The organism is Stieleria neptunia, from assembly GCF_007754155.1.
Classification (GTDB): domain Bacteria; phylum Planctomycetota; class Planctomycetia; order Pirellulales; family Pirellulaceae; genus Stieleria; species Stieleria neptunia.
The window spans coordinates 9,607,700-9,631,795 of the sequence record NZ_CP037423.1 but is presented as its reverse complement, the minus strand read 5'-3'; the positions used below and the strand labels follow the sequence as shown (position 1 = coordinate 9,631,795).

The 24,096-nt window shown below is 60.2% G+C and carries 18 protein-coding genes; 5 read left to right on the top strand and 13 right to left on the bottom strand.

The window, feature by feature from the left end:
- Positions 1–339: 339 nt before the first annotated feature.
- The gene (locus tag Enr13x_RS33545) at positions 340–2,229 is read right to left on the bottom strand and encodes a DUF4139 domain-containing protein (protein WP_197455552.1); all 1,890 of its coding nucleotides are present in this window, start codon (positions 2,227–2,229) and stop codon (positions 340–342) included.
- Positions 2,230–2,446: 217 nt separating this feature from the next.
- Between Enr13x_RS33545 and Enr13x_RS33540 the strand changes: the two genes are divergently transcribed.
- Positions 2,447–3,283: a hypothetical protein gene (locus Enr13x_RS33540; protein WP_145391226.1), complete on the top strand. Its 837-nt coding sequence runs from the start codon at positions 2,447–2,449 to the stop codon at positions 3,281–3,283.
- A 132-nt stretch (positions 3,284–3,415) separates the two neighbouring features.
- Here Enr13x_RS33540 and Enr13x_RS33535 read toward each other — a convergent pair whose 3' ends face one another.
- The gene (locus Enr13x_RS33535) at positions 3,416–4,606 is read right to left on the bottom strand and encodes a DUF1559 domain-containing protein (RefSeq protein WP_145391225.1); all 1,191 of its coding nucleotides are present in this window, start codon (positions 4,604–4,606) and stop codon (positions 3,416–3,418) included.
- Positions 4,603–5,337, bottom strand: coding sequence for a DUF2306 domain-containing protein (locus Enr13x_RS33530; protein ID WP_197455551.1), 735 nt, complete (start codon positions 5,335–5,337; stop codon positions 4,603–4,605). Before Enr13x_RS33530 ends, Enr13x_RS33535 begins: the two co-directional genes overlap by 4 nt.
- A gap of 206 nt (positions 5,338–5,543) precedes the next feature.
- Here Enr13x_RS33530 and Enr13x_RS33525 point away from each other — a divergent pair, with 206 nt between their 5' ends.
- Positions 5,544–6,134, top strand: a complete 591-nt coding sequence (locus tag Enr13x_RS33525) for a carbon storage regulator (RefSeq protein ID WP_197455550.1) — start codon at positions 5,544–5,546, stop codon at positions 6,132–6,134.
- A 641-nt stretch (positions 6,135–6,775) separates the two neighbouring features.
- Positions 6,776–7,219, top strand: a complete 444-nt coding sequence (gene tnpA / locus Enr13x_RS33520; protein WP_145391222.1) for an IS200/IS605 family transposase — start codon at positions 6,776–6,778, stop codon at positions 7,217–7,219.
- Positions 7,220–7,533: 314 nt separating this feature from the next.
- Here the strand turns inward: tnpA and Enr13x_RS33515 are convergent, their stop codons facing one another.
- From Enr13x_RS33515 to Enr13x_RS38565, 3 genes are all read right to left on the bottom strand, one after another.
- Positions 7,534–8,955, bottom strand: a complete 1,422-nt coding sequence (locus Enr13x_RS33515; protein WP_231743935.1) for a POT family MFS transporter — start codon at positions 8,953–8,955, stop codon at positions 7,534–7,536.
- Positions 8,956–9,059: 104 nt separating this feature from the next.
- Complete coding sequence (gene glgC / locus Enr13x_RS33510) at positions 9,060–10,349, bottom strand: glucose-1-phosphate adenylyltransferase (protein WP_145391221.1); 1,290 nt, start codon at positions 10,347–10,349, stop codon at positions 9,060–9,062.
- Between the two features lie 2 nt (positions 10,350–10,351).
- Positions 10,352–10,492 carry a hypothetical protein gene (locus tag Enr13x_RS38565; RefSeq protein WP_197455549.1) on the bottom strand — a complete coding sequence of 47 codons (141 nt, stop codon included), beginning with the start codon at positions 10,490–10,492 and terminating at the stop codon, positions 10,352–10,354.
- Positions 10,493–10,832: 340 nt separating this feature from the next.
- On the opposite strand from Enr13x_RS38565, the gene Enr13x_RS33505 reads away from it, so the two are divergent.
- Both Enr13x_RS33505 and Enr13x_RS33500 read left to right on the top strand, forming a co-directional pair.
- Positions 10,833–12,362 (top strand): Do family serine endopeptidase, encoded by a 1,530-nt coding sequence (locus Enr13x_RS33505; protein ID WP_231743933.1) that lies wholly within the window; start codon positions 10,833–10,835, stop codon positions 12,360–12,362.
- A gap of 86 nt (positions 12,363–12,448) precedes the next feature.
- Positions 12,449–12,925, top strand: coding sequence for a 6-pyruvoyl trahydropterin synthase family protein (locus Enr13x_RS33500; protein ID WP_145391220.1), 477 nt, complete (start codon positions 12,449–12,451; stop codon positions 12,923–12,925).
- Positions 12,926–13,034: 109 nt separating this feature from the next.
- Here Enr13x_RS33500 and Enr13x_RS33495 read toward each other — a convergent pair whose 3' ends face one another.
- The 7 genes from Enr13x_RS33495 to Enr13x_RS33465 all read right to left on the bottom strand — a co-directional run bounded on the left by Enr13x_RS33495 (position 13,035) and on the right by Enr13x_RS33465 (position 23,818).
- Positions 13,035–14,441, bottom strand: coding sequence for a DUF1501 domain-containing protein (locus Enr13x_RS33495; protein WP_145391219.1), 1,407 nt, complete (start codon positions 14,439–14,441; stop codon positions 13,035–13,037).
- Positions 14,442–14,443: 2 nt separating this feature from the next.
- Complete coding sequence (locus Enr13x_RS33490; protein WP_197455548.1) at positions 14,444–16,642, bottom strand: PSD1 and planctomycete cytochrome C domain-containing protein; 2,199 nt, start codon at positions 16,640–16,642, stop codon at positions 14,444–14,446.
- A 337-nt stretch (positions 16,643–16,979) separates the two neighbouring features.
- Positions 16,980–18,200, bottom strand: a complete 1,221-nt coding sequence (locus Enr13x_RS33485; RefSeq protein WP_145391217.1) for an HD domain-containing phosphohydrolase — start codon at positions 18,198–18,200, stop codon at positions 16,980–16,982.
- The gene (locus tag Enr13x_RS33480; protein WP_145391216.1) at positions 18,197–19,408 is read right to left on the bottom strand and encodes a response regulator; all 1,212 of its coding nucleotides are present in this window, start codon (positions 19,406–19,408) and stop codon (positions 18,197–18,199) included. The genes Enr13x_RS33485 and Enr13x_RS33480 overlap by 4 nt, the downstream gene beginning before the upstream one ends.
- Positions 19,405–21,189, bottom strand: coding sequence for a hybrid sensor histidine kinase/response regulator (locus Enr13x_RS33475; protein WP_197455547.1), 1,785 nt, complete (start codon positions 21,187–21,189; stop codon positions 19,405–19,407). The genes Enr13x_RS33480 and Enr13x_RS33475 overlap by 4 nt, the downstream gene beginning before the upstream one ends.
- The gene (locus Enr13x_RS33470) at positions 21,186–23,192 is read right to left on the bottom strand and encodes an ATP-binding protein (RefSeq protein ID WP_231743932.1); all 2,007 of its coding nucleotides are present in this window, start codon (positions 23,190–23,192) and stop codon (positions 21,186–21,188) included. Before Enr13x_RS33470 ends, Enr13x_RS33475 begins: the two co-directional genes overlap by 4 nt.
- Positions 23,189–23,818 carry a RedB gene (locus Enr13x_RS33465; protein WP_145391213.1) on the bottom strand — a complete coding sequence of 210 codons (630 nt, stop codon included), beginning with the start codon at positions 23,816–23,818 and terminating at the stop codon, positions 23,189–23,191. The genes Enr13x_RS33470 and Enr13x_RS33465 overlap by 4 nt, the downstream gene beginning before the upstream one ends.
- Positions 23,819–24,096 lie beyond the last annotated feature (278 nt).

The window sequence follows — 24,096 nt, the reverse complement described above, 5'->3', positions numbered from 1 at the left end:
CAAAATTGATTGTTGCACCCGGTCCCAATCTTTGGCGGAAATCGTTCCGCAGCATTTGCCCAAAGGGCATCCACAACATAGCCTGGGGTCAGGGAACGAGCGCAGCGGAGTGACCGCCACCCCAGGGAAAGAAAGCCAAACCCGCTCTCTCCCCCTTTCGATCGGCCGGCGGCTCTGCCGCCGGCCGATCGAAAGGGGGAGGGTTTTCGTTGGATCGTGGACCTGGGGTTACGCCCGGATTCGCTGGGGCTCATCCGGTCTCACCCCAGGCTATGTTGTTGATCGCCTTTGGCGAACCGAGCCGAGTGATCCTTGATCCACGACGGAACAAGTGCGTCCTCAAAACGAGCCGCCGCCTCCCATGGCTCCTCCCATGCCTCCGCCGAAGCCGCCTCCCATTCCGCCGCCGCCGGAGCGATTGAACCGGAGGTCGTTGCGCATCTGCTGTTCGACGTCGTTGCTGACGATCGATTGTGTCCGGTCCATTTCGATCGTGTAGTCGTAGTGATGGTCATAGGCGGTGCTGCCGAAGCGTTTGGCGGGGATCGTCAAATCCCAACGCAAGATGCCCGTCGGACGCTGCATCCTCAGGTACTTGGCGTCCGTGGACAAGTTTCCCAGTGAAGTGGAATCGGTGACGACGTTAACCGTTCCCGAATCGCTGGTGATCGGAATCCGATCATACAACTGAATTTCGATCGCTTCGGGGTGGTAGTTGGAGATGACGAGCCGATAGTCGAGTTTCGACAACCGGTTTCCGCCCTGGATGGACTCGTTGCGGGCGAGTAATTCGCGACGTGTGCGGACTTGACGATCGGCCCCCAAGCCGACGGCAAACTCGCCTCCTGCGGCGGTCGGAGGCAGCGTGGTTCGTCCGACGAATCGCCCGTCGAGAAAGACGGTGGCGTCACCGCCGACCAGACTTTGGCCGGTTTCGTTTTCCAACGCCGCCTCGCGGTAGGCGAAACTGCTTAGCAGCGGTGTGACGACGCGATAGATCGGGCTTTCGATATTCCAACGCAGGATCGTGATCGCCTGGTCGGCGGTCTGGTCGGCCACGTCGATCCGTCCGGCGACGCGATAGGTTTCGTCGGTCAAGTTATTGTTCGCGTCATCGGCCATCTCCCGCTGCACGCTCTGCCGCCGGTTGATCTCGTAAACCTGTCGGCCCGCCGCTTCGGTGTTCAAGGCAAGGTTGCGTTGCCACAATGCCGGATCTTCCCAGGCCGGTGCGGTGCCCGCCGACTGCCGCGATTTGGCATAGCCGGCCATCGGATCGGTGCCTTTGCCGGACGCCTGATTGACCGAAACGCGGAGCGGAACCAGCAGCGGCGTGGCGGCTTGCAGGTTGGGCACACCGGTGCAGAAAGCCAGTCGGACGCCGCGCCAGTCTTCGCCACTGTGCTGCGTCACGGTCCCGTCCAGTTGAACGACAAACGCATCGGCGTCTTCTTGCCGGGCGGTTGCGTGGATGGTGTATTGCGGTTCCCAAGAAACCTCGTCCACCCAGTAGCTCAACCGCAGCAACCCGCCGCGTGGTGCGTCGACCATCAACGTTGCATCAAACGTTGATGCGGGTTTTGAATCGGTCTTCTGTTGCGTTTGACGCATCGATTCTTCCATCTGATTCTGCAACGTCTGTAACTCCCGTCGCGCGACATGCAGTTCTTTGGCGAGCGCTCGTCGACGCTGCATGACGAAATCCGCGATCGCCGTGACCGAATCCACTTTCAGTTCAGATTGCCTGAGATCGTCGTTGGTCTGGGCGGACGAAAACGTGACCAAATCCTCAATCGTTTCCAGGTCTTGCTCGATGACGGCGACTTCATGGGCCGCGTCTTGCAGGGCTTGGTTTTGTCTGCCCCGTTCTTCCTCCCGCGCCCGTCGCTTTGCATCGTCCGGGGGGATTTGGTGCGGCGTGACACGCAACGAACGGACCGTGATTTCGGCGTCGGATTCCCAGCGAACCGATTGATCGCGGATGGTTTCCGGCAGTCCCGTGATGCGTATCAATTGACCTTCCGCCGCGGGTCGCACGTTGATCTCGCGCACGACATTGGCTTGGCGACGAAAGACGGTGACCGCGGTGATGGGACTGTCTACGTCGAGCACGGTGTTCGGCTCTTGCGCGGAAACACAACCACCGGCCAGTAGCAACGCCGCACTCGATGTGAACATGATCCTGCGAAAGGAGAAGGCGTCGTTTAAGATTCCAATGATCGCTCGCATGTTCCAACCTCGTTGAGTGGCCTGCTGTAGCAAAACGCTACAGTCGCATGATTGACTGCGACGCAAAATCAGACGCTTGTCTCCCGATCTTGCGTGCACCGGGGCAATGATGCATTCGGCATGCCAAGTGCAGTGGCATAAGCTTCCAGCTTGCGATCCCCAATGGGTACGATCTTGGCAAGCAAGATGCTTACCCCACAAGCGGAGCACCCTGTTCATGAGATTCATCGCCGTGTCGTTTCTGCTGCTTATGTCGGCAAGTCTGCTGTCCGCCCAGACGTCAGGCAAGTCACATCATTGGCTCAGCCCCGGGGTGAGCGATGAGATTTCTCGCTCGGCCGTCACCAAGTCTGGCGGGCCGGTGGTTTCGTTTCCATGTGATCCGTTGATGACCGCAAAGCAGGAACGGGCGCTGGCCGTCGCGTTGATGAAGGAGTCACCGTTTCATTGGGTACCCGGCATGTCGCTTAGCAACATGGCTGCGGAGCTCAGTGAGCAGGTTCCCGTGTTGCTTGACCGAAGGGCATTGGAAGAGATCGGCATCGATCCGGATTCCCCAATCGGCGCAGGAGTGATGACTCACCAGCACGCCGATTCACAATCACGGCGCGGCGAGCGGGAGCGATGGTGGCAGCGCGATGAAGCTGCGGTGATCGATGGCCGTCCCAGTTTGGTCGTCGATGTGTTGAGCCGTCTGAAAGACTTGTATTTAACGCTGATGATCGTTCGCGGCCAGGTGGTGATCACCACGGTTGAGGCCGCCGAAGACGACTTGGCGACGAGGATCTATGATGTGACGCCACTGATCAGCATGAGGGCTCATGCGTCTTGGGGCGCCAGCCATGCAACTCATGGTGTTAGTGAAGCTTATGCCGACTTCGACTCACTGATCAATATTCTCGAAACCAGCGTCGCCCCCGATACCTGGGAAGCACTCGGCGGAAACTCCACGACTGTCGGCGTGACCATTCGCGACCGTCATTGGATCGTGGTTTCAACGACGACGATGACGCACTGGAAAATCCAACGACTGCTCGATCGGCTCAACCAGTGAATTAGCATTCGGTCCATACCTTGCGAATCATCGATCGCTAGATGGACCAGTAGGGCATGCTGTGCATGCGGGCGGCCGTCAGGCACAGCCTGGGCTACACCTCGATCGGCTGAATCAGCGATCGAGACCATGCTACTGATTCAGTTGCTCTTCGATCACGTCGCCTTGAGCACGCGTTCCCAGTGCCCCCCACAGGCCGTACGGGCTGTGGCTGCCGGGGGCGCGCGGACCGGTTCCGCCGCGGACGACGGTACCGATGTTCGAATCTCCGCTGTCGACCGAATCGGTCATAAAGATCACCGCTCCGTCGGCCATCAACACGTGCGTTCCGCCCTGGTGACGACTCGACGGGGGCAGCATGCCGATGCCGGATTCACCTCCGGCCAGACAGACCTCTCGGTTCGGGGGCAGGATCGTATTGAACCCGGTGTACAACGCCGCGCCGTCGGCCCAGCGAAAGCCGCGTTTCTGGTCCTCGCTGCCCAGGCTTTGGGGGCTGTCGTCGGCCTGTGACCAGAACATCGGTCGCTGCGAATCAATTTGGTGGTTGCAAAGCGTGGGGATGTCGTGAATCTTGGTCCAATCATTCAGCAACGATCCTGAGGTTCGAATGTCACCGTCATCAAGATCGGTGGAAATCTCCCCGGCCAGGATCGTATTGCTCAACCCGTCGTGGATGTCACGCCAACGCGTCACCTGTCTGGGAACGAACGCCCCGCGACCGGACGCGGCCACTTCGTCGCTGCGATCGGTGACCCAGGCTTGCGCGTCTTGGCTCCAGCGGACCGGTCCGGTGTTCATTGCCGCGGTCGCGTCACCCAAGCAGACGGCCAGATTGGCGCGGCCGTGAGCGGGCATGCCCAGGCCCGGATCGGAGGGGCAGCGAAAGACCGGAAACTCCGTTTGCCATGGATGGAAACCACGCGTCCAAGGCGCCGGCCCCATCGGCGCGTACGTCGTGTTGTTGGACGCCGATTCTCCATCGACAATCGCTTGCCAAATGTTTTGCTGTTCCAGGAACGGCAGCAATCCGACCAACGCGCTCAAACGGTAGCGGTTATTGCCGGGGGCGGACGTGCCGCCGGAATCGGAGGACGGGTCGAAGGTTCCGCCCATCTGCAGGGGCAGTTGATCGTTGGCCGAATGGTAGTTGTGAAACGCCAGGCCGACTTGTTTGATGTTGTTGGAACAACTCATCCGCCGCGCCGCTTCACGCGAGCTTCGCACATTGGGCAACATCAATCCGACCAAGACGCCCAGGACCACGATCACGACCAGCAATTCGATCAGCGTCAATCCGAATGGTCTTGTTTGTTGGTTCATGCTGGGCTCCTGTTTTCGGCCTGCGTTGGGATTTTCGTGCGTGCGAAGAGAAAGCGGGGGGCTGCAGGGCGCGATCGCATGTCGGCCTTGGAGGACATCAAAACCCATTCATACACCGCCAGCGGGACGAGCCAGCTGAGCCAGGCGTTCAAGCGGTACGTCCATTCCGATTCCAGGTTTGAAACGATCATCAATCCCGCGACGACGCGCAACAACAGCGGTGACCAAAGTAGCAGGTAACAACGGTTTGCCCAGCGACGGTGGGCCACGAGGTTGCCGGCGCGGGCGAACGAGACCGCCACAAGGATCGTCACGCCGGTCAGGATCGACTGGACGACAAAGCCGAGTTGGGCGATCGGTCCGGCGTACGCTTGCAGCGACATCACCAAACCGCTCGGGACGACCATCAATCCGATCAGGGCGCATTGTGTCTTGCCGACCTTGCGATGGATGCGCTGCCAACGTGGCTTTCCGCCGCTGAAAAGCAAGAACGTGCCAAGGATCAATGCGACCGGTCCGGCGAAGACGTGCAAATAGAAGGCCCAGCGATAGAGGCCGGCGAAGCTGAATCGGCGGCCGGCGAGAAACGGCGAGGCATCGAAATCCGGTGGAAAGTACCAGCGGTATTGGTACAGAATCGACAGGAACACCTTTGCCGAAACGATCACACCGCCCCAAAACAGGACCCTGATCAGTCGCCCAGATCGGTTGGGGTGTGCGTTCGGTTCCACGTGATCCTCGGGGCTGCCGATTGATGTGGATGCGAGAAGAGACTTTGGTTCTACGCGGCCGGGCGAATCTGGTTCAGATTCTGCTGTTTTCGTATTTTAGCGGTTGCGTTATGTTTTGGGGAAACCGAAGCATGAGTGCTTCATCATTGATCCACTGCGGCGACGAAAGGATCGTTTTCGCGGTGTCAACATGAATGGAGAAATCCATGCTTGTGCTCTCTCGTCGTGAAAATGAACGGATCGATCTTCTTGGGTTGGGAGTTTCGGTCGAGGTGGTCCGGCTGACGCGTTCGCGCGCGACCCTTGCCATCGACGCACCCCAACACATTCGTGTCGTCAGGCATGAGATGCGACCTCGCGGGAATGAGGCGGCGGCCCGCGAAGCGTTTTGGGCCGTGGTACGCCGCGAAGTGATGTCGATGATCCAAGCCGAGATCAACGCGACAACGACGAAGCTAAAGCTTGCTCAAGAAATGTTGTTGGCCGGTGATCACGACGACGCGCTGACGGCCCTGGGAGAGGCGATGGCGGAGCTCGAGGTGCTGCGCCGCGAGGCTTCGAATCTGGAGTCGGCTCGTTTCGAAGCATGCGGTGAATCAGAGGCAGCCGATGATTGGACGGTTGCCGGCGGTGTCGCCGAGTCGTCGGTCGGATATGCCAATTCCGCTGCCGGGGAGATGGCGGATCAAACCGACACGGTGTGGGTCGTGGGATCGCCCGATGATTCGCTGCAGTCGGGATACGAATTCATGCCGGATCCGGATGCCGTGACGGTGGTCGTCCTCGCGCTTGGCTAGCGCTCCGGTGTCCGGCGCGATCCGGAGCTCCTGACGTGATTGGCTGCGACCCCGTCCGGGTCGTGGTTGGTGGGGTGGGGATTTCCGGAGGTGTCGCTGCGCTCACCTCCGGCTACGCGCTTCGACCCCATTCGGGGTCCAGCCCCCGCGGCCGTGCCGCGTCTGGAACGCCCGATTGATCCCGACGGGAGCATGGCCAGTAGCCAGAGGTCAGCGCAGCGCCACCTCCGGTGCCGACGCGCCCTCACGCGTCCAACCGATCCCGACGGGATCACAGCCAGTAGCCGGAGGTCAGCGCAGCGCCACCTCCGGTGCCGACGCGCCCTCACGCGTCCAACCGATCCCGACGGGATCACAGCCAGTAGCCGGAGGTCAGCGTAGCGCCACCTCCGGTGCCGACGCGCCCTCACGCGTCCAACCGATCCCGACGGGATCACAGCCAGTAGCCGGAGGTCAGCGTAGCGCCACCTCCGGTGCCGACGCGCCCTCACGCGTCCAACCGATCCCGACGGGATCGCAGCCAGTAGCCGGAGGTCAGCGCAGCGCCACCTCCGGTGCCGACGCGCCCTCGCGCGTCCAATCGATCCCGGAGGGATCGCAGCATTTCCACCTCCAATCCTAACTCCCTCGAAGGAGCAACCATGTCCACGTTCCATAGCATTCACCTTCACGTCACCTTTAGCACCAAGTACCGCATGAAATGGATTCACCGTTCCTGGGAAGAACGCCTTTACGAATACCTGGGAGGAACCCTTCGCGGGTTGAATTTGGCACCCCAAGGGATCGGCGGTGTCGAAGACCACGTGCATTTGCTGATCGGTTTCAAACCCTCTCGCGCAATCAGCGATACGATGCGGGAACTCAAAAAAGCGTCGTCGGCGTGGGTTCACTCGGACGTCGGCATGAAGGACTTTGCCTGGCAAGAAGGTTACGCGGTGTTTTCGGTCAGCGTGACCGAGCGATCCAAGGTGAAGGGATATATTGCGCGGCAGCGTGAACACCATCGCAAACGCACGTTTCAAGAGGAGTTAATGGAGATGTTGGATCGCGCGGGTGTTCAGTACGATCCGAAGTACCTGACGTGATTGGCTGCGACCCCGTCCGGGTCGTGGTTGGTGGGGTGGGGATTTCCGGAGGTGTCGCTGCGCTCACCTCCGGCTACGCGCTTCGACCCCATTCGGGGTCCAGCCCCCGCGGCCGTGCCGCGTCTGGAACGCCCGATTGATCCCGCCGGGAGCATGGCCAGTAGCCAGAGGTCAGCGCAGCGTCGGCCCTCTCTGGCGTTTGCTTGCTGCGCAAACGCCGTCTCTCCCAGAGGGAGAGAAACTAAATCAGTTGCCAAATCCTGCGATAAAGAATCGACGTCCCGGAGGGATCGCAGCGGGTCGCCGCGAAAAACCTACGCGGTTCCTTCGGCTTCCGATTCCGCTTCGACTTCGGATTCTTGGATGTACTGCTTTCCGCGATAGGTCACTGCGACGGCGATAAAGATCACGGCGGCGACGAGCATCAATCCGGTGAAGAACCAGTAGTAGGACGCGCCGGGCAACTTGGACGTTCCGTCGGCGTTGCTGATGATGGCATTGACGCCGGCGGTGATGAAATTACCCAGCGACACCGACAACATATAAAAGCTCATCACGATACTTTTCATGCTGTTGGGCGCTTGGGTGTAGCTGAATTCCAGGCACGTGATGGAGACCATGACTTCGGCAGCGGTCAACAGGACGTACGCCAACACTTGCCAGGAAATACTCGGCGTCCCACCGTTCTGAATCGAGGTTTCGATCAAGGCGCTGATCGAGAATGCAAACACGGTGACAAACATCCCGATCGTGATTTTACGGAGCGGGGTGAGCGGAAAGACCTTGCTGATCGCGGGATAGACGGCATAGCTGAACAGCGGCACCAGAATCAGAATCAGGAACGGGTTGGCGGCTTGGATTTGGCTGGACAACAGTTCGACGCCCATCACCGTTCGGTCCATGTTTTCGGCCTGCAAAACCCAGGCGCTGGCCGTCTGGTCAAACAGGCTCCAAAACACCGCGACCAGCACGTAGATCGGGGCCAGGCGAAGCAGCGCCCGACCGCCTTCGCCGGTGAATGCGTCGCGAAAGACTTGGGGACCCCGCGGCGGAATATGAACGAACTTGTTGCGTCCCATCCAAAACAACAACGTCGCGATCGCCATCAAAACGCCCGGCACGCCGAACGCGATTTGCGGTCCGAAGCGGTCCAACAACCAGGGCGTCAAAACGGTGGAGGCGAACGCGCCCAGATTGATCGCGACGTAGAACCAGCCGAACACCTTGCTCAGCAGGTGAGAATTCTTGGTTCCGAATTGATCACCGACGTGGGCGGAAACACAGGGCTTGATGGCACCGGTGCCCAGCGCGATCAGGCTCAGTCCGATGGCCAGCCCCATGCGGGTTTCGTCCAGGGCCAACGCCAGGTGCCCGAAACAGTACAGCACCGAGAGATAGAGAATGGTTTTGTATTTTCCGAACAGCCAGTCGGCCAGGAAGGCACCCAGCAGCGGCGTGAAGTAGGCGGCCATCACAAAGGTGTGGACCCAGAACTTGGCATCGTTGTCGCTCATCGGATCGACGCTGCCGCCGCTGCCGATCAGATATTGGGTCATGAAGACGGTCAGGATCGCCTTCATGCCGTAGAAGCTGAACCGCTCGGCCGCTTCGTTGCCGACGATGTAGGGGATCCCCGGGGGCATCGTCGTGATCGGGTACGGCGTGGTTTGCCAACCCTGTTGATCGTCCAAGGGCGTGTTCGAATCCGGCGTTTCGCTGGGCGGTGTATAGGGCACGATGCTTCGCCATGGTTGCGTGAAAGGAATCGTTCGCTTTGACGCACATCATGGCCGACGGGCCCCATTGCGACAACGGAGGTTTGTAAACCTCCCCCGCCTTTTCAACCGCCGGCTTGTCCCACCGCCGCCGGTTCGGCCGGGCAATGGGGTGTGATCAGCTCGCCTCGGCTGATCACGACCAAGCCGCTTTCGGTGACCTTGAATCCCCGCTCGGCATCGGCGACCGGGTCGAATCCGATCTCGGTTTCCGGCGGGATCGAAACCCCCTTGTCGACGATCACGCGACGCAGACGACTGCGGCGGCCGACGTTCACTTCGTCAAACAAGATGCTGTCTTCGACCGAGGAGTAACTGTTGATGCGCACGCCCGGGCCGATCACGCTGCGGGCGACGCTGCCGCCGCTGATGATCGCGCCCTGGCAGACCAACGAGTCCATCGCCGTCCCTCGGCGCGTCGAGATGCCTTCGCTGCCGAAGACAAACTTGGGCGGAGGCAACATCGGCTGGAACGCACGCACCGGCCAATGCTTGTCGTACAAGTTCAACTGTGGATCGATGCTGATCAAATCCATCGTCGCTTCGTAATACGCGTCGATCGTCCCGACGTCGCGCCAGTACGCGTCGGACTTGCGGTTTTCGTCCAGGAATGGAAACGCGCACACCAGGTGTGAATCGATCGCCCGGGGGATGATGTTCTTGCCGAAATCGTGATCGCTGTCCATTCGCGTCGCGTCGGCGCACAACTGCTCGTACAGGAACCGGGCGTTGAAGACATAGATCCCCATCGACGCCAGGCAGAACTCGGGGTCCTCGGGGGTCGGGATCGGGTTCTCGGGCTTCTCTTGAAATCCGATGACGCGGCCATCCAGATCGGTTTGCATGACGCCGAATTGCCGCGCCTCGTCGACCCCCACACGCAACGCGCCGATCGTGATGTCGGCGTCCAGCTTGCGGTGGTGATCGACCATCGGCCCGTAGTTCATCTTGTAGATGTGGTCGCCCGCCAAGATGACGATGTGCTCGGGCTGCTCCCGCTCGATCGCGTAGATGTTTTGGTAGACCGCATCGGCGGTCCCGGAATACCAATTGCCCGCGATCCGCTGTTGGGGCGGAACGACGTCGATGAACTCGCCGAGTTCGCGGCAGAAGTAATTCCGCCAAGCCAGGTTGATGTGTCGGTCCAGCGATTGTGCTTTGTACTGAGTCAGCAACAACAGCCGCCGCATGTCGCTGTTGAGACAATTGCTGAGCACAAAATCGATGATCCGGTAGAGACCACCAAAGGGGACCGCGGGTTTCGCGCGGTCGCGTGTCAGGGGTTCCAGTCGCGAACCCCGACCGCCTGCCAAAATCACCGTCAATGTGTCACGCATTCGAGCCACCCGTTCCATGGTCAGATGCTTCGCCCTATCCCGGACGAACCACCCAGTAAATCGTTGCGAATCAATTCCAGGCCGAATCGATGTTGGTCGGAATCGATCGTCCCGTGGGGGCCACCGTACTTGCCGCCGCCGCCCCAGTCTGTAAACAGCAATACGGAATAGCGTAACAGAATTCCAAGACCAGCCGCACGCGGAAACGGCTTGCAATCTACCCGAAAACACGAATATCGACGGAATATCTGCCGTGGTTGGTGATTGGCCTGCTGTTTGCTCCCGCCTGACTGGCCCTGCCAAGTTGTCAGCCGGTGATGCGATCGGTCGACGCGCGCGCTACGATAACGGCGTCCCGCGGCAGGCGAATTTTGGCGGTTTCTCCGTCGGCCCGGACATGTTCTATCGCTTGCGGCGATCGGATCGATCGCCGGCTGCGGCGTGTAAAACTGTCAGCAGAGATCGAAATTTTTACAATCAATGCACAAGGGAGTCTCAACGATGCCCAATACGGTAATGCCCCAATCCTGGAAACCGATCCGTGGTGCCCTCGGCGCGATGATCTTGGGATCGCTCGTCACCGGCGCGGTGATGACCGTACCGGGGTTCATGCGGAATGACCCGGGTGCCCAAGAGGTGGTCGCGGCGCAATCCGGTGCCGCGGCGAGTCCGTTCGGCCAAGCGTCGCCGCTGCAAGGACAGAACCTTGGTGCCGCACAAGACTTGTCGACGGCGTTTCGCAACGTTGCCAATTTGATGCGGCCGAGCGTCGTCAGCATCAACACCAAGGCGACTCAGATCATTCGTGGACAACGCGTTCCGCCGGGGCTGCCGCCGGGGTTTGAGCAATTTTTCAATCTCCCCGAAGGCCAGCCGCAACGTCGCGAAGAGAGCGGCATGGGAAGCGGCGTGATCGTTCGCAGCGACGGCTACATCCTGACCAACAATCACGTGGTCGAAGGCGCCGACGAGCTGGAGGTCGAATTCTCCGACGGGAAAAAAGCCGCCGGCCGCATCATCGGCACCGACCCCCAGACCGACCTGGCCGTCGTCAAGGTTGACCGCAACGATCTCAAAGCCGCTCCGTTGGGCAACTCCGACGCGATCCAAGTCGGCGATTGGGTCGTCGCGATCGGCAGCCCCTTTGGGCTCGACCAAACCGTCACGGCGGGAATCATCAGCGGGAAAAACCGGATCCGTGGCATCATCGGCGACGGGGCCGGGTTTGAAGACTTCTTGCAGACCGACGCGGCGATCAACCCCGGAAACTCCGGCGGCCCGCTGGTGAACTTGCGCGGCGAGCTGGTCGGGATCAACACCGCCATCATGTCCCGCAGCGGATCGAGCGCGGGGATCGGATTCGCCATCCCGGTCTCACTGGCCGCCCCCGTTTTGAATTCGATCATCGAAAACGGAACCGTGCGGCGCGGGTTCTTGGGCGCCAGCTTGGGACCGGTCAACGAGGAGACGATCGAAGGCTACCAGTTGAAGGCCAAACGCGGTGTGCTGATCGAATCGGTGCTCGAAGGGATGCCGGCTGATCAGGCAGGGGTTCAACCCGGCGACGTTGTGGTGGCCATCGACGGGCGTCCGATGAAGACCCACGCGCAGATGCGAAACTACGTCGCCAGCCGCCCGCCGGGAGCACAAATGCAGCTGGAACTCAATCGCGACGGCAAGCCCTTGCAGGTCCGTGTCGATTTGAAGGAACGCACCGAAGAGGTGATGGCCCAATTCGGATCGGGTGAAGTGATGGGCGCCGAGTTGGTGCCGGTCACCCCGGCGACGGCCCAGAAATATGGCTACCGCAACCTGGAGTCGGGGCTGATCATCACCGGCATCAAGGACAACAGCATCGCCGAACGCGACGGGCTGGAAGTCGGCGATGTGATCCAGACGGCGGGAGGTTTGCCGCTGGCATCGGCCCGCCAATTGGAGGCGGTCCTGGACGAGTACAAACGCCAGAATCAGCCCTGTCGCGTGACCATCCGTCGCGGCAATCAAATGCTGTTGATGGTCGTGCGGGAATAGGTTGACGCCTTGCAAGACTTTCCTGCCGGGTTAGTGTTAAGCTGATCGGCCCGAATCCCCTGACTTTCCAAATCGCGAGATTTTCCATGGCTTTGACCATCATGCGTCGCATCAAGTTCTGCGCCGGACATCGATTGTTCGGCCACGGCGGAAAATGCGAGCACTTCCACGGCCACAACTACGTCGCGGATTTTTTCGTCCAGGGTGAGACGCAGGACGACGTCGGCCGGATTCTCGATTTTTCCGTGCTCAAGCAGCGTGTCAAAGGCTGGATCGATGAGCATTGGGATCACAGCTTTCTGATCCACCAGGACGACGCCAACGCCCGGCAGGCACTCGAACTGGTCAAGCCCTGCCGATTCTTCGTGATGCCGTACAACCCGACGGCAGAAAACATGGCCAAGTACTTGCTCGAAGAGATGTGCCCAGAAGTGCTGGAAGGAACCGGGGCGCGGGCTTGTCAGGTCCGGATCTGGGAAACCGACGAGTCCTACGCCGAAGCATCGCTGGACCCCACCGGCGGAGAAGCGGTGACCTATTCCGCGATGGCCGTCGGCGAATGAGCGGAATGCGGTCAATAAGTGGGATAGGCTTCCAGCCTGTCGACGCTGCAATGACAGGCTGGAAGCCTATCCCACGCTCAACATCCGCCACGTTTTTTCTGCCTGCTGCTCAGGCGAACCAGTCGTCGACGACACGGCCGTGAACGTCGGTCAGTCGAAAATCGCGTCCGGAGTAGCGGTAGGTCAATCGGGTGTGATCGATCCCCATCAGGTGCAGCACGGTGGCGTGCAGGTCGTGGACGTGGACCCGTTTCTCGACGGCGTGCATCCCGAAATCGTCGGTCGCCCCGTGCGTGTATCCGCCGCGCACCCCGCCTCCGGCCAGCCACATCGAAAACCCGGTGTGATGATGGTCGCGTCCCGCTTTCTTGGGGTCTTTGTCTTTATCGACTTGGGCGTACGGCGTGCGGCCGAATTCACCGCCCCAGATCACCAGCGTGTCGTCCAACATCCCGCGGCGTTTCAAATCCGACAGCAACGCCGCGGTGACTTGATCGGCGTCGGCACAGAGTTTTTCGTGACCGGAGTTGTTGTTGCGGTGGGTGTCCCACGGCTGCTTGCTGTTCTTTTTGACATAAAACACTTGGACCACGCGGACGCCGCGCTCCAGCAGCCGTCTGCCCAGTAAGCAGCTGCGGCCGAACTCCGAATCGCCGTAGGCTTGGCGCGTCCGTTGGCTTTCGCGATCCAGGTCAAACGCCTCGGACGCTTCACGCTGCATCTCAAAGGCCAACTCCATCGATCGAATGTGTGTTTCCAGCGATGCTTCGCCGGGGCGTTGCTGTCGATGAATCTGGTTGAATTTCTGCAGCAGGTCCAACTGCTCGCGTTGATCCGACCGCGACAGGTGCGGGTTCCGAATGTTGTGGATCAGTTTTTCGACATCGGAATGGTTCGTGTCGATCTCGATGCCCTGGTGTTGACCGGGCAGGAACGCGTTGGACCATAGTTGTGGGCCGACGACGGGCAACCCCGGGGAGAGCGCGATGAACGACGGCAGGTTCGCGTTTTCGCTGCCCAAGCCGTAGGACAACCAAGACCCCATGCTGGGACGCGTCGGTTGTTGGTGGCCCGATTGCATCAGCAACAAACCGGGTTCGTGATTGGGGACATCGGTGTGCATCGAACGCACGACGCACAAATCGTCGGCATGATCGGCCAGCTTGGGAAACAGCTCGCTCATCACGACGCCACTTTCGCCATGGGCGCTAAACTGAAACGGTGAGGGCATGTACCCGCCGGCGCGGTTCTTTTTGTCGACCGAATGATCGTTCGGCGATTCCCCCGCGTGTTTGGCCAGCATCGGTTTGGGGTCAAACGTGTCGACGTGTGACGGTGCACCGTTCATGAACAAGAAAATCACCCGCTTGGCGCGGGCTCGATGGTGCAACCCATCGCTGACCGATGCATCGCCGGCAAGGATCTGATCGGATGCCAGGGCGGACATCAATCCGACCGAACCAAAGCCGGCGCCGCTGCGGCGAAATAAATGACGGCGGGAAAAGGAATCGTGCATGATCAATCCAACATGAACATTTCGTTGCTGATCAACAGCGTCTGCGCAAGGCCGTTCCAACGCTCCTGGCTGCCATCGGCGACGTAGCGTTTGGCAAGCTCGCGTTCGTCGTCGCTGGGCGCTCTTCCGTAGAGCAACCGCCAGGCGAACGCGATCCGCTGGGAATCGGTCGTTCCGGCCAGTTGGATTCGGTCGGCCAACATCGACGCCTGGTGGATCAGGAACGGGCTGTTGAGCAGAAACAGTTTCTGTAAGGGAGTGGTGGTTTCGTGGCGGCCGGGGCTGTGCGCATTGGGGTCGGGAAAATCAAACCGCGCCAGCATGGGGCTCAGGTCCAATCGACTGACTTCGCTGTAAACGGTCCGGCGACCGGACGACGTCTGTTGGGGATCGATCGATCGGCCGCCCAGGGTGGCGTCCAGTCGGCCGGAAGCCGACAGGATGGCGTCGCGATACGCTTCCAGAGTCAACCGCCGTCGCGGCATCCGCCAACGCCAGGTGTTGTCCGGGTCGGTCTCGAATTTGGCCGGGTCGATTTCGCTGCTTTGCCCGTAGGCGGCCGACAGAACGATTTCCCGCTGCAACCACTTCAGCGACCATCCGGCATTCATGAATCGAACCGCCAGGTCGTCCAGCAGCAACGGGTGGGAGGGACGTCCGCCGAGCGAACCGAAGTTGCTCGGTGTGGCGACGATCGGCGCGCCCATCAATTGGTGCCAAACCCGATTGACGATCACGCGGGCGGTCAGCGGATTGGACGGATCAGCGATCGCGTCGGCCAGCGCCGCCCGGCCGCTGCCGTTGTCAAATCCGCCGGCTGTCGAAGGATCAGTCTCGGGGGGCTGCAGCACGGTCAAGAAACCGCGTGGGACGGTTTCACCCAGACGCTTGGCGTCCCCGCGGATCATCACCTTCAAATCTTGTGGTTTTCCTTCGCGGACAATGTGCACGGCGTCTTGTGGTTTTTTCGCTTGAGCGCCGTTGGTTTCGACGGACTCATCGAGCGGCCGATTGAACATCTCGGTGCTGGCAAAGACACCGGCCAGGGCGTAGTAATCCGCGGTCGGCACGGGATCATATTTGTGGTCATGGCAGCGTGCACAGGCGACCGTCAGCCCCAGCAAGCCACGCGAGACGGTGTCGATGCGATCTTCCCATTCATCGGCCATCACTTCCGGGGCGTTGCGACGGTAGTACTTGGGGCCGAGTCCGAGGAAACCGAGTGCGACGTGGCGTTCCGGGGCATCGGGGTGGAGCAGATCGGCCGCCAATTGATCCCTGACAAAAGCGTCATAGGGCATGTCGCTGGCCAAGGCGTGGATGACCCAATCGCGGTACAGGTAGGCGTTGGGGTAGGTCAGCGAATCATTGTTGCCAACGATGTGGGCCTGGTCTTCGGCAAAACGTGCGACGTCCAGCCAGATTCGAGCCCATCGTTCACCGTGTTGGGGTGAAGCCAACAAGCGATCGACGACACGGAATTTGGCATGGGGGCTGGTATCGGCTTGGAAGGCTTTCACGTCTTCGATCGTCGGCGGCAACCCGGTCAGGTCGAAACTGACACGCCGCAACCAGATCCGTTTGGATGCCGGTGGATTGGGGGAAAGACCGTGTTGCGAAAGCCTGGCGAAGACGAACCGATCCAATTTGTTCGCCGCCCAGGACGATCCGGCGTCATCGTGACCGGCGATCTCATGGGGGTGATGCAGGGCGGGCGGTTGGAACGCCCAAAACTGCCTGGCCCGTTCCCAATCGACTTCCGACTCGTCCACCGTTTCCGTCTGCGGGGCGTCCGTCGGAAGTGGATCCGGCATCGCGGCGCCGGAGGCGATCCATCGTTCGAAATCGCGGATCACGTCATCCGGCAACGGTTCATCCGGCGGCATTTCCATCCCGTCGTAACGCAACGCGGCGAGCAACAAACTGGCGGCCGGCTGGCCGGGCGCGATCGCTGATCCCGAATCGCCGCCGCGGAGCATCGCCTGGGGATCATCGACGCGGAGCCCGCCTTGGACCAAGTCGGCGTCGGAGGAGTGGCATTCGTAGCAGCGTTCGACCAGAACCGGACGAATCTTGCGTTCAAAGAACTCGATCGATTCGGCGTCTTGCTCTGCCGCCGGACTGATGCCGTTGTTGAAACAGGCCAAGGTCACGGCGGCGCTCGTCAAGACGAATGCACGGCTGAGGCTGGAGCAAGGCACGGTGGTTGCACCAAGTCTTCGGGGGGCGGGGTGAAGCGGAGGCGGGGCGTCTATTGTAACGCATCCGCAACCGGTTCGCTCCGACGTTTTGATTTCCCCAAGTTCATCGGATTTTCGATTGAGATCAGCCGGTTCGCGCCAGCGTCCGGGCTGTGATCGGGGCGATGCGCGGCCCCCGCAGGTAACGCTGTGAAGCATTTGTTAGCGGTAGGGCGCGAGCCCTCCGGTTTTTCACGGTGTTTCTGAAGCGCAACCGGACGGCTCGCGCCGTTCCGCTAACACCTCTAGTGTCAAAGTCGATGGCATTGGGCTGGCGTCAAGCGGCTGATGATTGAGATCAGCTGTCGGCGAACGTGACGTCCACGTACGGCAGAGGGATTTCGGGCGTCTGTCCGGCGGTCGTGGGGGGGGCGTTTTCGACCTCGTCCGGTTCGCTTCGCACGATGACCTTGAGCGGTCCGCTGAGGATTTTTTTCTTGTAGTAGTTCTCCAGCAAACGGATCGCCGAGCCGGTCAAGCGATGGCCCTTGCTCATCAGCAGAGTCCCGCTCTGGTTGCGAATGTCTTCGGCCAACACCATGCCCTGGACGACTTCATGGACGCTCAGTTTGACATGTTTGAAATTCCGTTCGCGTTTGACGTAGTCCTCCAACGCCGCGAAGAACTCGGGCTCGTAGGCGCGTCGGTTTTCTCTGAGTTCGTTGAGTGCGTGGAGCGGGCTTTCGCAAAAGCGTTCTTTCAGGTCAAAGTCGATCGCCAGTTTCAAGACCCGGCTTTCGATCGGGACCGGGACGCCGTCGACCGAGGGCATGCCGTGGTCGGCATTTTGCAGCTGGATGATTTTGGAGACGTATTCCATCCGCGGAATCGTCTTGATCAGGTCGGCGGCCAGTTTGGGGTGTTTGGCAAACTGTTTCTCTTCGTCCGCCGAAACGGTCGCGCCGTCAAAGATCGCTTCCAGCACATCGGTCGGGACGGTGACACAACCGAGTGACGACAGCATCGCGGCGATTTCCAGTTGCCATTGGTCTTCGATCGGCACCCGTTTCAAGATCCCGTCGACGATCGCGCGAACGCGAGTGGATTGGCCGAACGCCAGCGGGCTGACCAACGCCAGCACTTCACTGAGAACCTTGACGCTTCCGTGCAGCGTGCCTTCGACCAATTCGCGTTCGGCCTCGATCAGGGCGTGTTGCCGGAGCCCGGCTTTGAGGGCTGCGGCCAGATCCTTCTCACTGCAGGGTTTGGCGAGAAAACGAAAGATGTGCCCTTCGTTGATCGCCTCGATGGTCGAATCGAGTTCGGCGAATCCGGTGAACATGATTCGGACGGTGTCGGGTGAACGTTCGCGGATACGTTTGAGCAATTCGATGCCGTTCATCGCCGGCATTCGCATGTCCGAGACGACGACGGCGAAGGGGCCTTGTCGTTCGATCAATTGAAGCGCTTCTTCGCCACCGAGCGCGGTGGTCAGATCAAATTCATCACCCTGTTGGCGCATGATGCCGCCGAGCAGTTTTTCATCGTCGTCAACGAACAGGATCTTTTGGTTGCTCATCGGTGATTCCTTGTTGGTGATGCCATGTCGGCGTGTTCAAGTGCGTCGCCCTTCCAGCTCAACAAGTGCTGTGCAAACAGAGTGGCTTGTTCGTTGTGATTTGCGGATTCCAGTTCACGCTCGATCAGGTCTTCGTCGCCGCCGTGGCACAGCCAATTGGCGGCGTAGACGACTTGGCAGGGGAGGTTGCGTCGCGAACAGACCTCGAAACTATGGTGGGACGCAACGATTTCGACGATCGCGGCCGGCACGCCCCAGAGCGCCAGCAGGTACGCACCGACACCTTGGTGCGACGCACCGAGTTGGTCGAGTTCCAGTTGCCACAACGGGCGGTGTTCTGTGGCGGCGATCGACAGGAGTTTGGAGTATTGGTCGGGGAACGCATCCATGAGGATCAGTTTTCCGATGTCGTGCAGCAAGGCACCGCTGAACACCGAGGCGCAGGTGTCGTCGCCCTGGAGGACGTGTCGGGAAAAGGTCTTCGCCAGGACGGCAACCTGAAACGAATGATCAAACAGGGCGTTGGTCGACAGCAGCGCGGAGTCTTTGACGTTGCGTAACTGAATCGCTTGGGACAAGGCAAGACCCTGGATCACTTCGGCACCGACCAGCGACACGCCTTGCACCACGTCCAACACTGGGTGTGGCAGTGCGAAGATCGCCGAATTGGCGACCTGCAGAATCCGGGCGCTCAGCAGCGGATCTTTCTTGATGATGTTGGCGATCGATTGCGTGTTCCAATTTTCGCTCGCCAGGGCGTCATTGATCTCGCTGACGATTCCCGGAACCGATGGCAATCCGTTCGCTTGGCCGATCGCATCCAAGACCGCCGCCGAGGCGATGGTCGCTTGAAAGGTCTCCGCTCGCTTGATGACATCGATCAAGACGTTCAGATCGCAGGGTTTGGACAGAAACTGGTGCATCGGCTGGACGGCACTGAGCACGGTGTTGCGGTCCGCCTGGCCCGACAAGACGACTCGGAACACATCGGGGTGACGTTGTTCGACCAGGCTGAGCAATTCGGCGCCGTCCATGCCTGTCATTCGCATCTCGCTGACGATCACGTTGAAATCGCCCGATTCCAACAGTCGCAGTGCATCGGCGCCGGAGGCCGCAGTGACGACCTCCCATTGCCCGATCTCGCCCGCGATCCACCGCGAAACGCCACGGACGGCACGTTCTTCGTCATCAACCAACAGGATTTTCATGGCATCGCTCCGATCGATTCGCTCACGGCGGCCGCTTGTGGGCAGCGGGGGATCTGGATCGTGAACGTCGTGCCGACCTCGTCGTCGACGTCGAACCAAAGTTTGCCGCGGTGTTTTTGGACGATGACCGAATGGGCGATCGCCAAGCCTTGGCCGGTTCCCTTGCCGACGTCCTTGGTCGTGAAGAACGGTTCGAAGACTCGTTTGCGGATCGCGGCCGGGATGCCTCCGCCGTTGTCCGAAATCGTGACCTGGACGGCGTCGCCGAGATCGCGGGTGCAAATCGAGATCACGCCCTTGTCCAGTTCGTGGCGTTCGGCACGCTCGCCGATGGCGTGCGACGCGTTGATGATGATGTTCAGAAAGGCCTGATTCAATTCACTCGGTAAGCCGTCGATGGGAAGCAGCTGATCGTCGAGATCGGTCTGGATCTCCGCGACGTACTTCCACTCGTTCCGGGCGACCGCGATCGTCGACTGCAACACGTGGTTGATGCAAAGCTGGCTTTTCTTGCCGGTCCCCGGGTGCGACAACTCTTTCATCGCCGCAACGATCTTGGAAACCGCTTCGACACCATCGATCGAATCGACCAGGGCATCGGGAACCTGCTCAAGCGCCGTGCGGACTTTGCGGGCGTTGTCGCATCCATCGATCGCATGGCGGAGTTCGATCAACTCCGCGTCGGAGACGGATTGATCGACAAAGGCCGGCAGACAATCGAGCAATTGGGACAGTCGATCGATGGTTTTGGCGACGTAGCGGACGTTGTCGCCGATGTACTGCATCGGCGTATTGATTTCGTGCGCGACGCCGGCGGCCAGTTGCCCGACCGACTCCAATCGCCGTGACTGGTCCAGTTGTGCCTGGATGAATCGCTGTCGGGTGACATCGGTTGCGACGACCAACATCGCGGCCGATGCGGCATCGCACAGCGGAGAGATGCGAATGTCCAGCGTGCGTTTTCCACCGCAGCGGTCAACGAATTGGATCTCGTCGTGCTGGGGGGCCTGTGATGAATCCGCTCGCAACAGGCTTTCCAGCTTGGCGGCGTCGGACCAGGCAATGGACAGCTCCGGCAGCGCGCGTCCGATCGCGTCGTCGGCCTTGATGTCGAATGTGTTTTCGGCATGCGGATTCCACCGCGTGACACAACGGTCGCGGTCCAGACAAATCAGGATGCTGGAGATCGAGTCGATCAGCACTTCGGCGTTCTGGTGGGCCGACTCGAGTTTTGACTGTTGTGACGCGACCGTCTTGGTCAACTCGCTCAACGACCGGCGATGGTCATCCAACAGCCGACGTTTTTCGCAAAGCGACGTCGCCAGTTGAACCGCTTCGATTTCATCAAAGGGTTTTTTTAGGACCAACAGTTTGTCGGTGCGACCGAGGCGTCGGGCAATTTCGTTCCAACTGTGGTCCGAAAAAGCGGTGCAGATCACGACTTGCAAGTCGGGGTCGACTTCCCAGAGTCGTTGAATGGTTTGAACGCCGTCCCATCCCGGCGGCATGCGCATGTCGACGAAGGCGGCACCAAAATGGACGCCCCGTTGTTTGGCCTGTTGGACGATCTGGAGTCCCTGCCGGCCTTGGCTGGCAAAACTCAACGCATAGCTTGGTGAGGGGGCCTGGGGCTCCGATTCCTCGCCGAATAGCTCCGCGTCCAACGCCATCAAGTCGTCGTGGGCAGGCGACGCGGCAAAGATCTTTTGGAAGTCGTTGTGGATCGCTTCGTTGTCGTCGATCACCAACAGATGTTCGACCTTTGTGTCGGATACGCTCATGTGGTTTCTCCGGATTCGGAAGGAATCCATTTCGTCGGATGATCATCACGTTCTTCGTGATGATCGCGTTTGTCGCAAGCTGCTCGCCCGTCGAGGGGGACCCGCAGGACAAATTGCGCGCCCGTCCCGATCCCCGCACTGGTTGCCGAAAGCCGTCCGCCGACTTCGGTTGCCGCGTTGGCGCTGCTGTGCAGACCGAATCCGTGGCCGTGGATCTTCGTCGTGAACCCGTGCTGGAAGATCTTGTTGAGGTTGTCGGCTTGGATTCCGACGCCGTTGTCGGCCACTTCAAAGCAGACGTGATCGTGCTCGGTCCACGTTCGCAGCAGCATGGTCGGATCGGGGACGCCCGCCTCCAGCAAGGAATCTTTGGCGTTGCACACCAGGTTGATCAGGATTTGCAGGATCCGATGTTTGTCCGAGACCATCGTCGGATCGGGGGCCGCGAGTTCTTCGATGACTTTGATCGCGTGCTTGTTCAATGATTCCTTGTTGGCCGTCAAAACGTCGCGAATCAGGTCACTGGCGTGCAGTTCTTGTTGCAGTCCGGAGGTTTTTGCCATGGTTTGTTGCACGGCGATGATTTCTTTGATGTGTTCAATGTTTTTGGTCAGGTCGCTGAGTTCTCGATCGACGGATGCCTGCTCGTGACGCAGGGATTGAGAGACGACGACCAGGTATTTGGGAAGCTTTTGGCCACGGGAATCGTTTTGAATGAAATCCGCGAACGAGGATTCGTACTCGGAGATCAGGTGGGTCGCCTTTTCCAGATTCTGCAGCGCGCTGTTGGAGAACTGTTTTTGGATGATCGACGCGGAAACGTTGACGCTGTTGAGGATGTTGCCGACGTTGTGAAGGACCCCCGTGGCGACCTCGGCCATGCCGGCCTGGCGGGAGGCGTCGACGATTTCTTGTTGCAGGACTTTGTTTTGCCGTTCCGCTTCGACGCGATCGGTGATGTCACTCTGGATGCTGATGAAACGCTGCGCGGTGCCGTCGGTGCCGGGGATCGGACGCAGTTCGATCGCCAACCAGAAGGGGGTTCCGTTTTTCCGGTAGCTGATGATTTCTGTGTTGAATGCCTGTTTGTCCTCGATGGCACGACGCATGGACGACAATGTCTGGGGGCAGGTTTGTTCGCCGGACCGAAATCCCGACTCCGGAGCACCGATGATCTCATCGGATTCGAAGCCCGTGATCCGTGTGTAGCCTTCGTTGACCCATTCGACGTTGGCATCGCCGTCGGTGATCGCAACGGCGTTGTCGGTGTACTTGGCGACCAACGCCAGTTTTTCCGCTTCAGCCGTCTTGATGGCCAACAGCAGGTTTGCCTTGACCAAATCCTTGGTGCGTTCTTCGACCTTCAGATCGACCGACCGCTTGGCTTCCTCGATTTCCGTCTGCCGCGCGCAAAGCTCGCGGATTTCCTTTCGCAGTCGCCGGCACCCGGGCGCCAAAAACGCGACTTCAAACAGCACCCACAGTGCGTGTTCGATCCAGCGGTAGGGGCTTTCGGTCACGATCCCGAAGGCCGAAAGTGGATAGAAAACGCCACGAACAAAGTGATCCACCGCGATGACGGCGGTTGCGGTGATCAAGATCGTCCAGTCGCGATAGATGCTCAGGATGGCCAGCGAAGCAAACACGTGGAAATGGGTTTCGATGCGTCCGCCGGACAGATGGATCAGCAACGCCGACCAAAGCATTTGAGTCGTCGCCACGACGTGTCGCGAGTGGGCGGCGGTGGGGTAGGTGCGCAGCCACAAGATCGCGAACCCCGAGAGCGAGCCGCCGATCAGGATGGAGGCCCAAACGTGCACGTGCAATTCGAAATGATTGCCGATCCAGGTCAGCGGGGAATAGAACGCGGCGAACGCGATGCCGGCCAGCCACTGGGCGACCATCAACCATTGAATGAATCCGTTGACGCGTAAACATTCCTTCTGGTAACGCGCTTTAAACAGCGTGTCGGTGCTTTCGGTCGTCCGCCGGGTCTCGCTCACCGTTGCGTCTCCGAATCGGAGGCGATCGAGCATCCGAAGACGGCCCATTGTCCGCAGTCGTCTGGGGGGGCATTGATTCGACGCAGCAAGTCCAACGACGAGGGGCTATCGCCTTCGTGCCCACGGTAGGGGGTGATTCCGCCGCTGAAGGTCAGCCGGCCGTCGGCGCCGTAGAGCAGCAGGTGTCCGGAGACGAGGGCACCGAATTGTTCACTCAGCTTGCCGCCCCTGTCGATCACGGTCTGCGTCCCGGTCAGATTGGAAAGTGCCGTCGTGGTTCGAGACTCGATCCAAGCGTCGTCCTGGTCCGGCGGGCAATACGCAACCGCGATGATCCGCAGCGTCGGTTTGAAACGCGGCTGCAGTCGTTCCAGAACCCGCACCGTGGCCGCCGTGCAGGGGCATTTGGGGTGGTAAAAAACCAGCAGCGTCGGCATCTCGCCCAAAGGGATGCCGGGCACGTCGCCCGTCCAGGACGCCTCCAAGAGTGCCAGGTCGGTCAGTTGACGCGGTGCCTGTCCTGCCCGGCCGGGACGACTGGAGTAGTCCGTCAACTGAATGAAGCCGATCGCCGACATCGAAAACAATGCGACAAACGTCATCAGTAGAATCGGCCGTGAATTCATCCCGCTGTCCCCTCGGTGTTGCCCCGCGTCAATAGAAGCTGTTGGTCGTCGGTTGGCTGATGGCAACCGATTGACGCCGGGTTGAGGGGAATCCCGAACGATCGGACCGGCGGGACGGGACGTCATGAGGGAGTTAGCGGAACGGCGCGAGCGGGCTGTCGTCTTATTGGGATTTGTCGAGTCAATGGTGAGCCGCTGGCCGTCAGGCCTCGGGCAGCGTCGCAGTGCCCGGCCGCTTACGCGCCCGCGGCTCACCGAATCGCCGGCCCGCGCCGTCC

Coding starts and splice junctions, on each gene's coding strand:
- Enr13x_RS33540 (WP_145391226.1), top strand. CDS start 2,447: ATGAGATTCATCGCCGTGTCGTTTCTGCTGCTTATGTCGGCAAGTCTG.
- Enr13x_RS33500 (WP_145391220.1), top strand. CDS start 12,449: ATGGCTTTGACCATCATGCGTCGCATCAAGTTCTGCGCCGGACATCGA.
- Enr13x_RS33485 (WP_145391217.1), bottom strand. CDS start 18,200: ATGAGCAACCAAAAGATCCTGTTCGTTGACGACGATGAAAAACTGCTC.
- Enr13x_RS33525 (WP_197455550.1), top strand. CDS start 5,544: ATGCTTGTGCTCTCTCGTCGTGAAAATGAACGGATCGATCTTCTTGGG.
- Enr13x_RS33495 (WP_145391219.1), bottom strand. CDS start 14,441: ATGCACGATTCCTTTTCCCGCCGTCATTTATTTCGCCGCAGCGGCGCC.
- Enr13x_RS33475 (WP_197455547.1), bottom strand. CDS start 21,189: ATGAGCGTATCCGACACAAAGGTCGAACATCTGTTGGTGATCGACGAC.
- tnpA (WP_145391222.1), top strand. CDS start 6,776: ATGTCCACGTTCCATAGCATTCACCTTCACGTCACCTTTAGCACCAAG.
- glgC (WP_145391221.1), bottom strand. CDS start 10,349: ATGGAACGGGTGGCTCGAATGCGTGACACATTGACGGTGATTTTGGCA.
- Enr13x_RS33535 (WP_145391225.1), bottom strand. CDS start 4,606: ATGAACCAACAAACAAGACCATTCGGATTGACGCTGATCGAATTGCTG.
- Enr13x_RS33480 (WP_145391216.1), bottom strand. CDS start 19,408: ATGAAAATCCTGTTGGTTGATGACGAAGAACGTGCCGTCCGTGGCGTT.
- Enr13x_RS33505 (WP_231743933.1), top strand. CDS start 10,833: ATGCCCAATACGGTAATGCCCCAATCCTGGAAACCGATCCGTGGTGCC.
- Enr13x_RS33465 (WP_145391213.1), bottom strand. CDS start 23,818: ATGAATTCACGGCCGATTCTACTGATGACGTTTGTCGCATTGTTTTCG.
- Enr13x_RS33545 (WP_197455552.1), bottom strand. CDS start 2,229: ATGCGAGCGATCATTGGAATCTTAAACGACGCCTTCTCCTTTCGCAGG.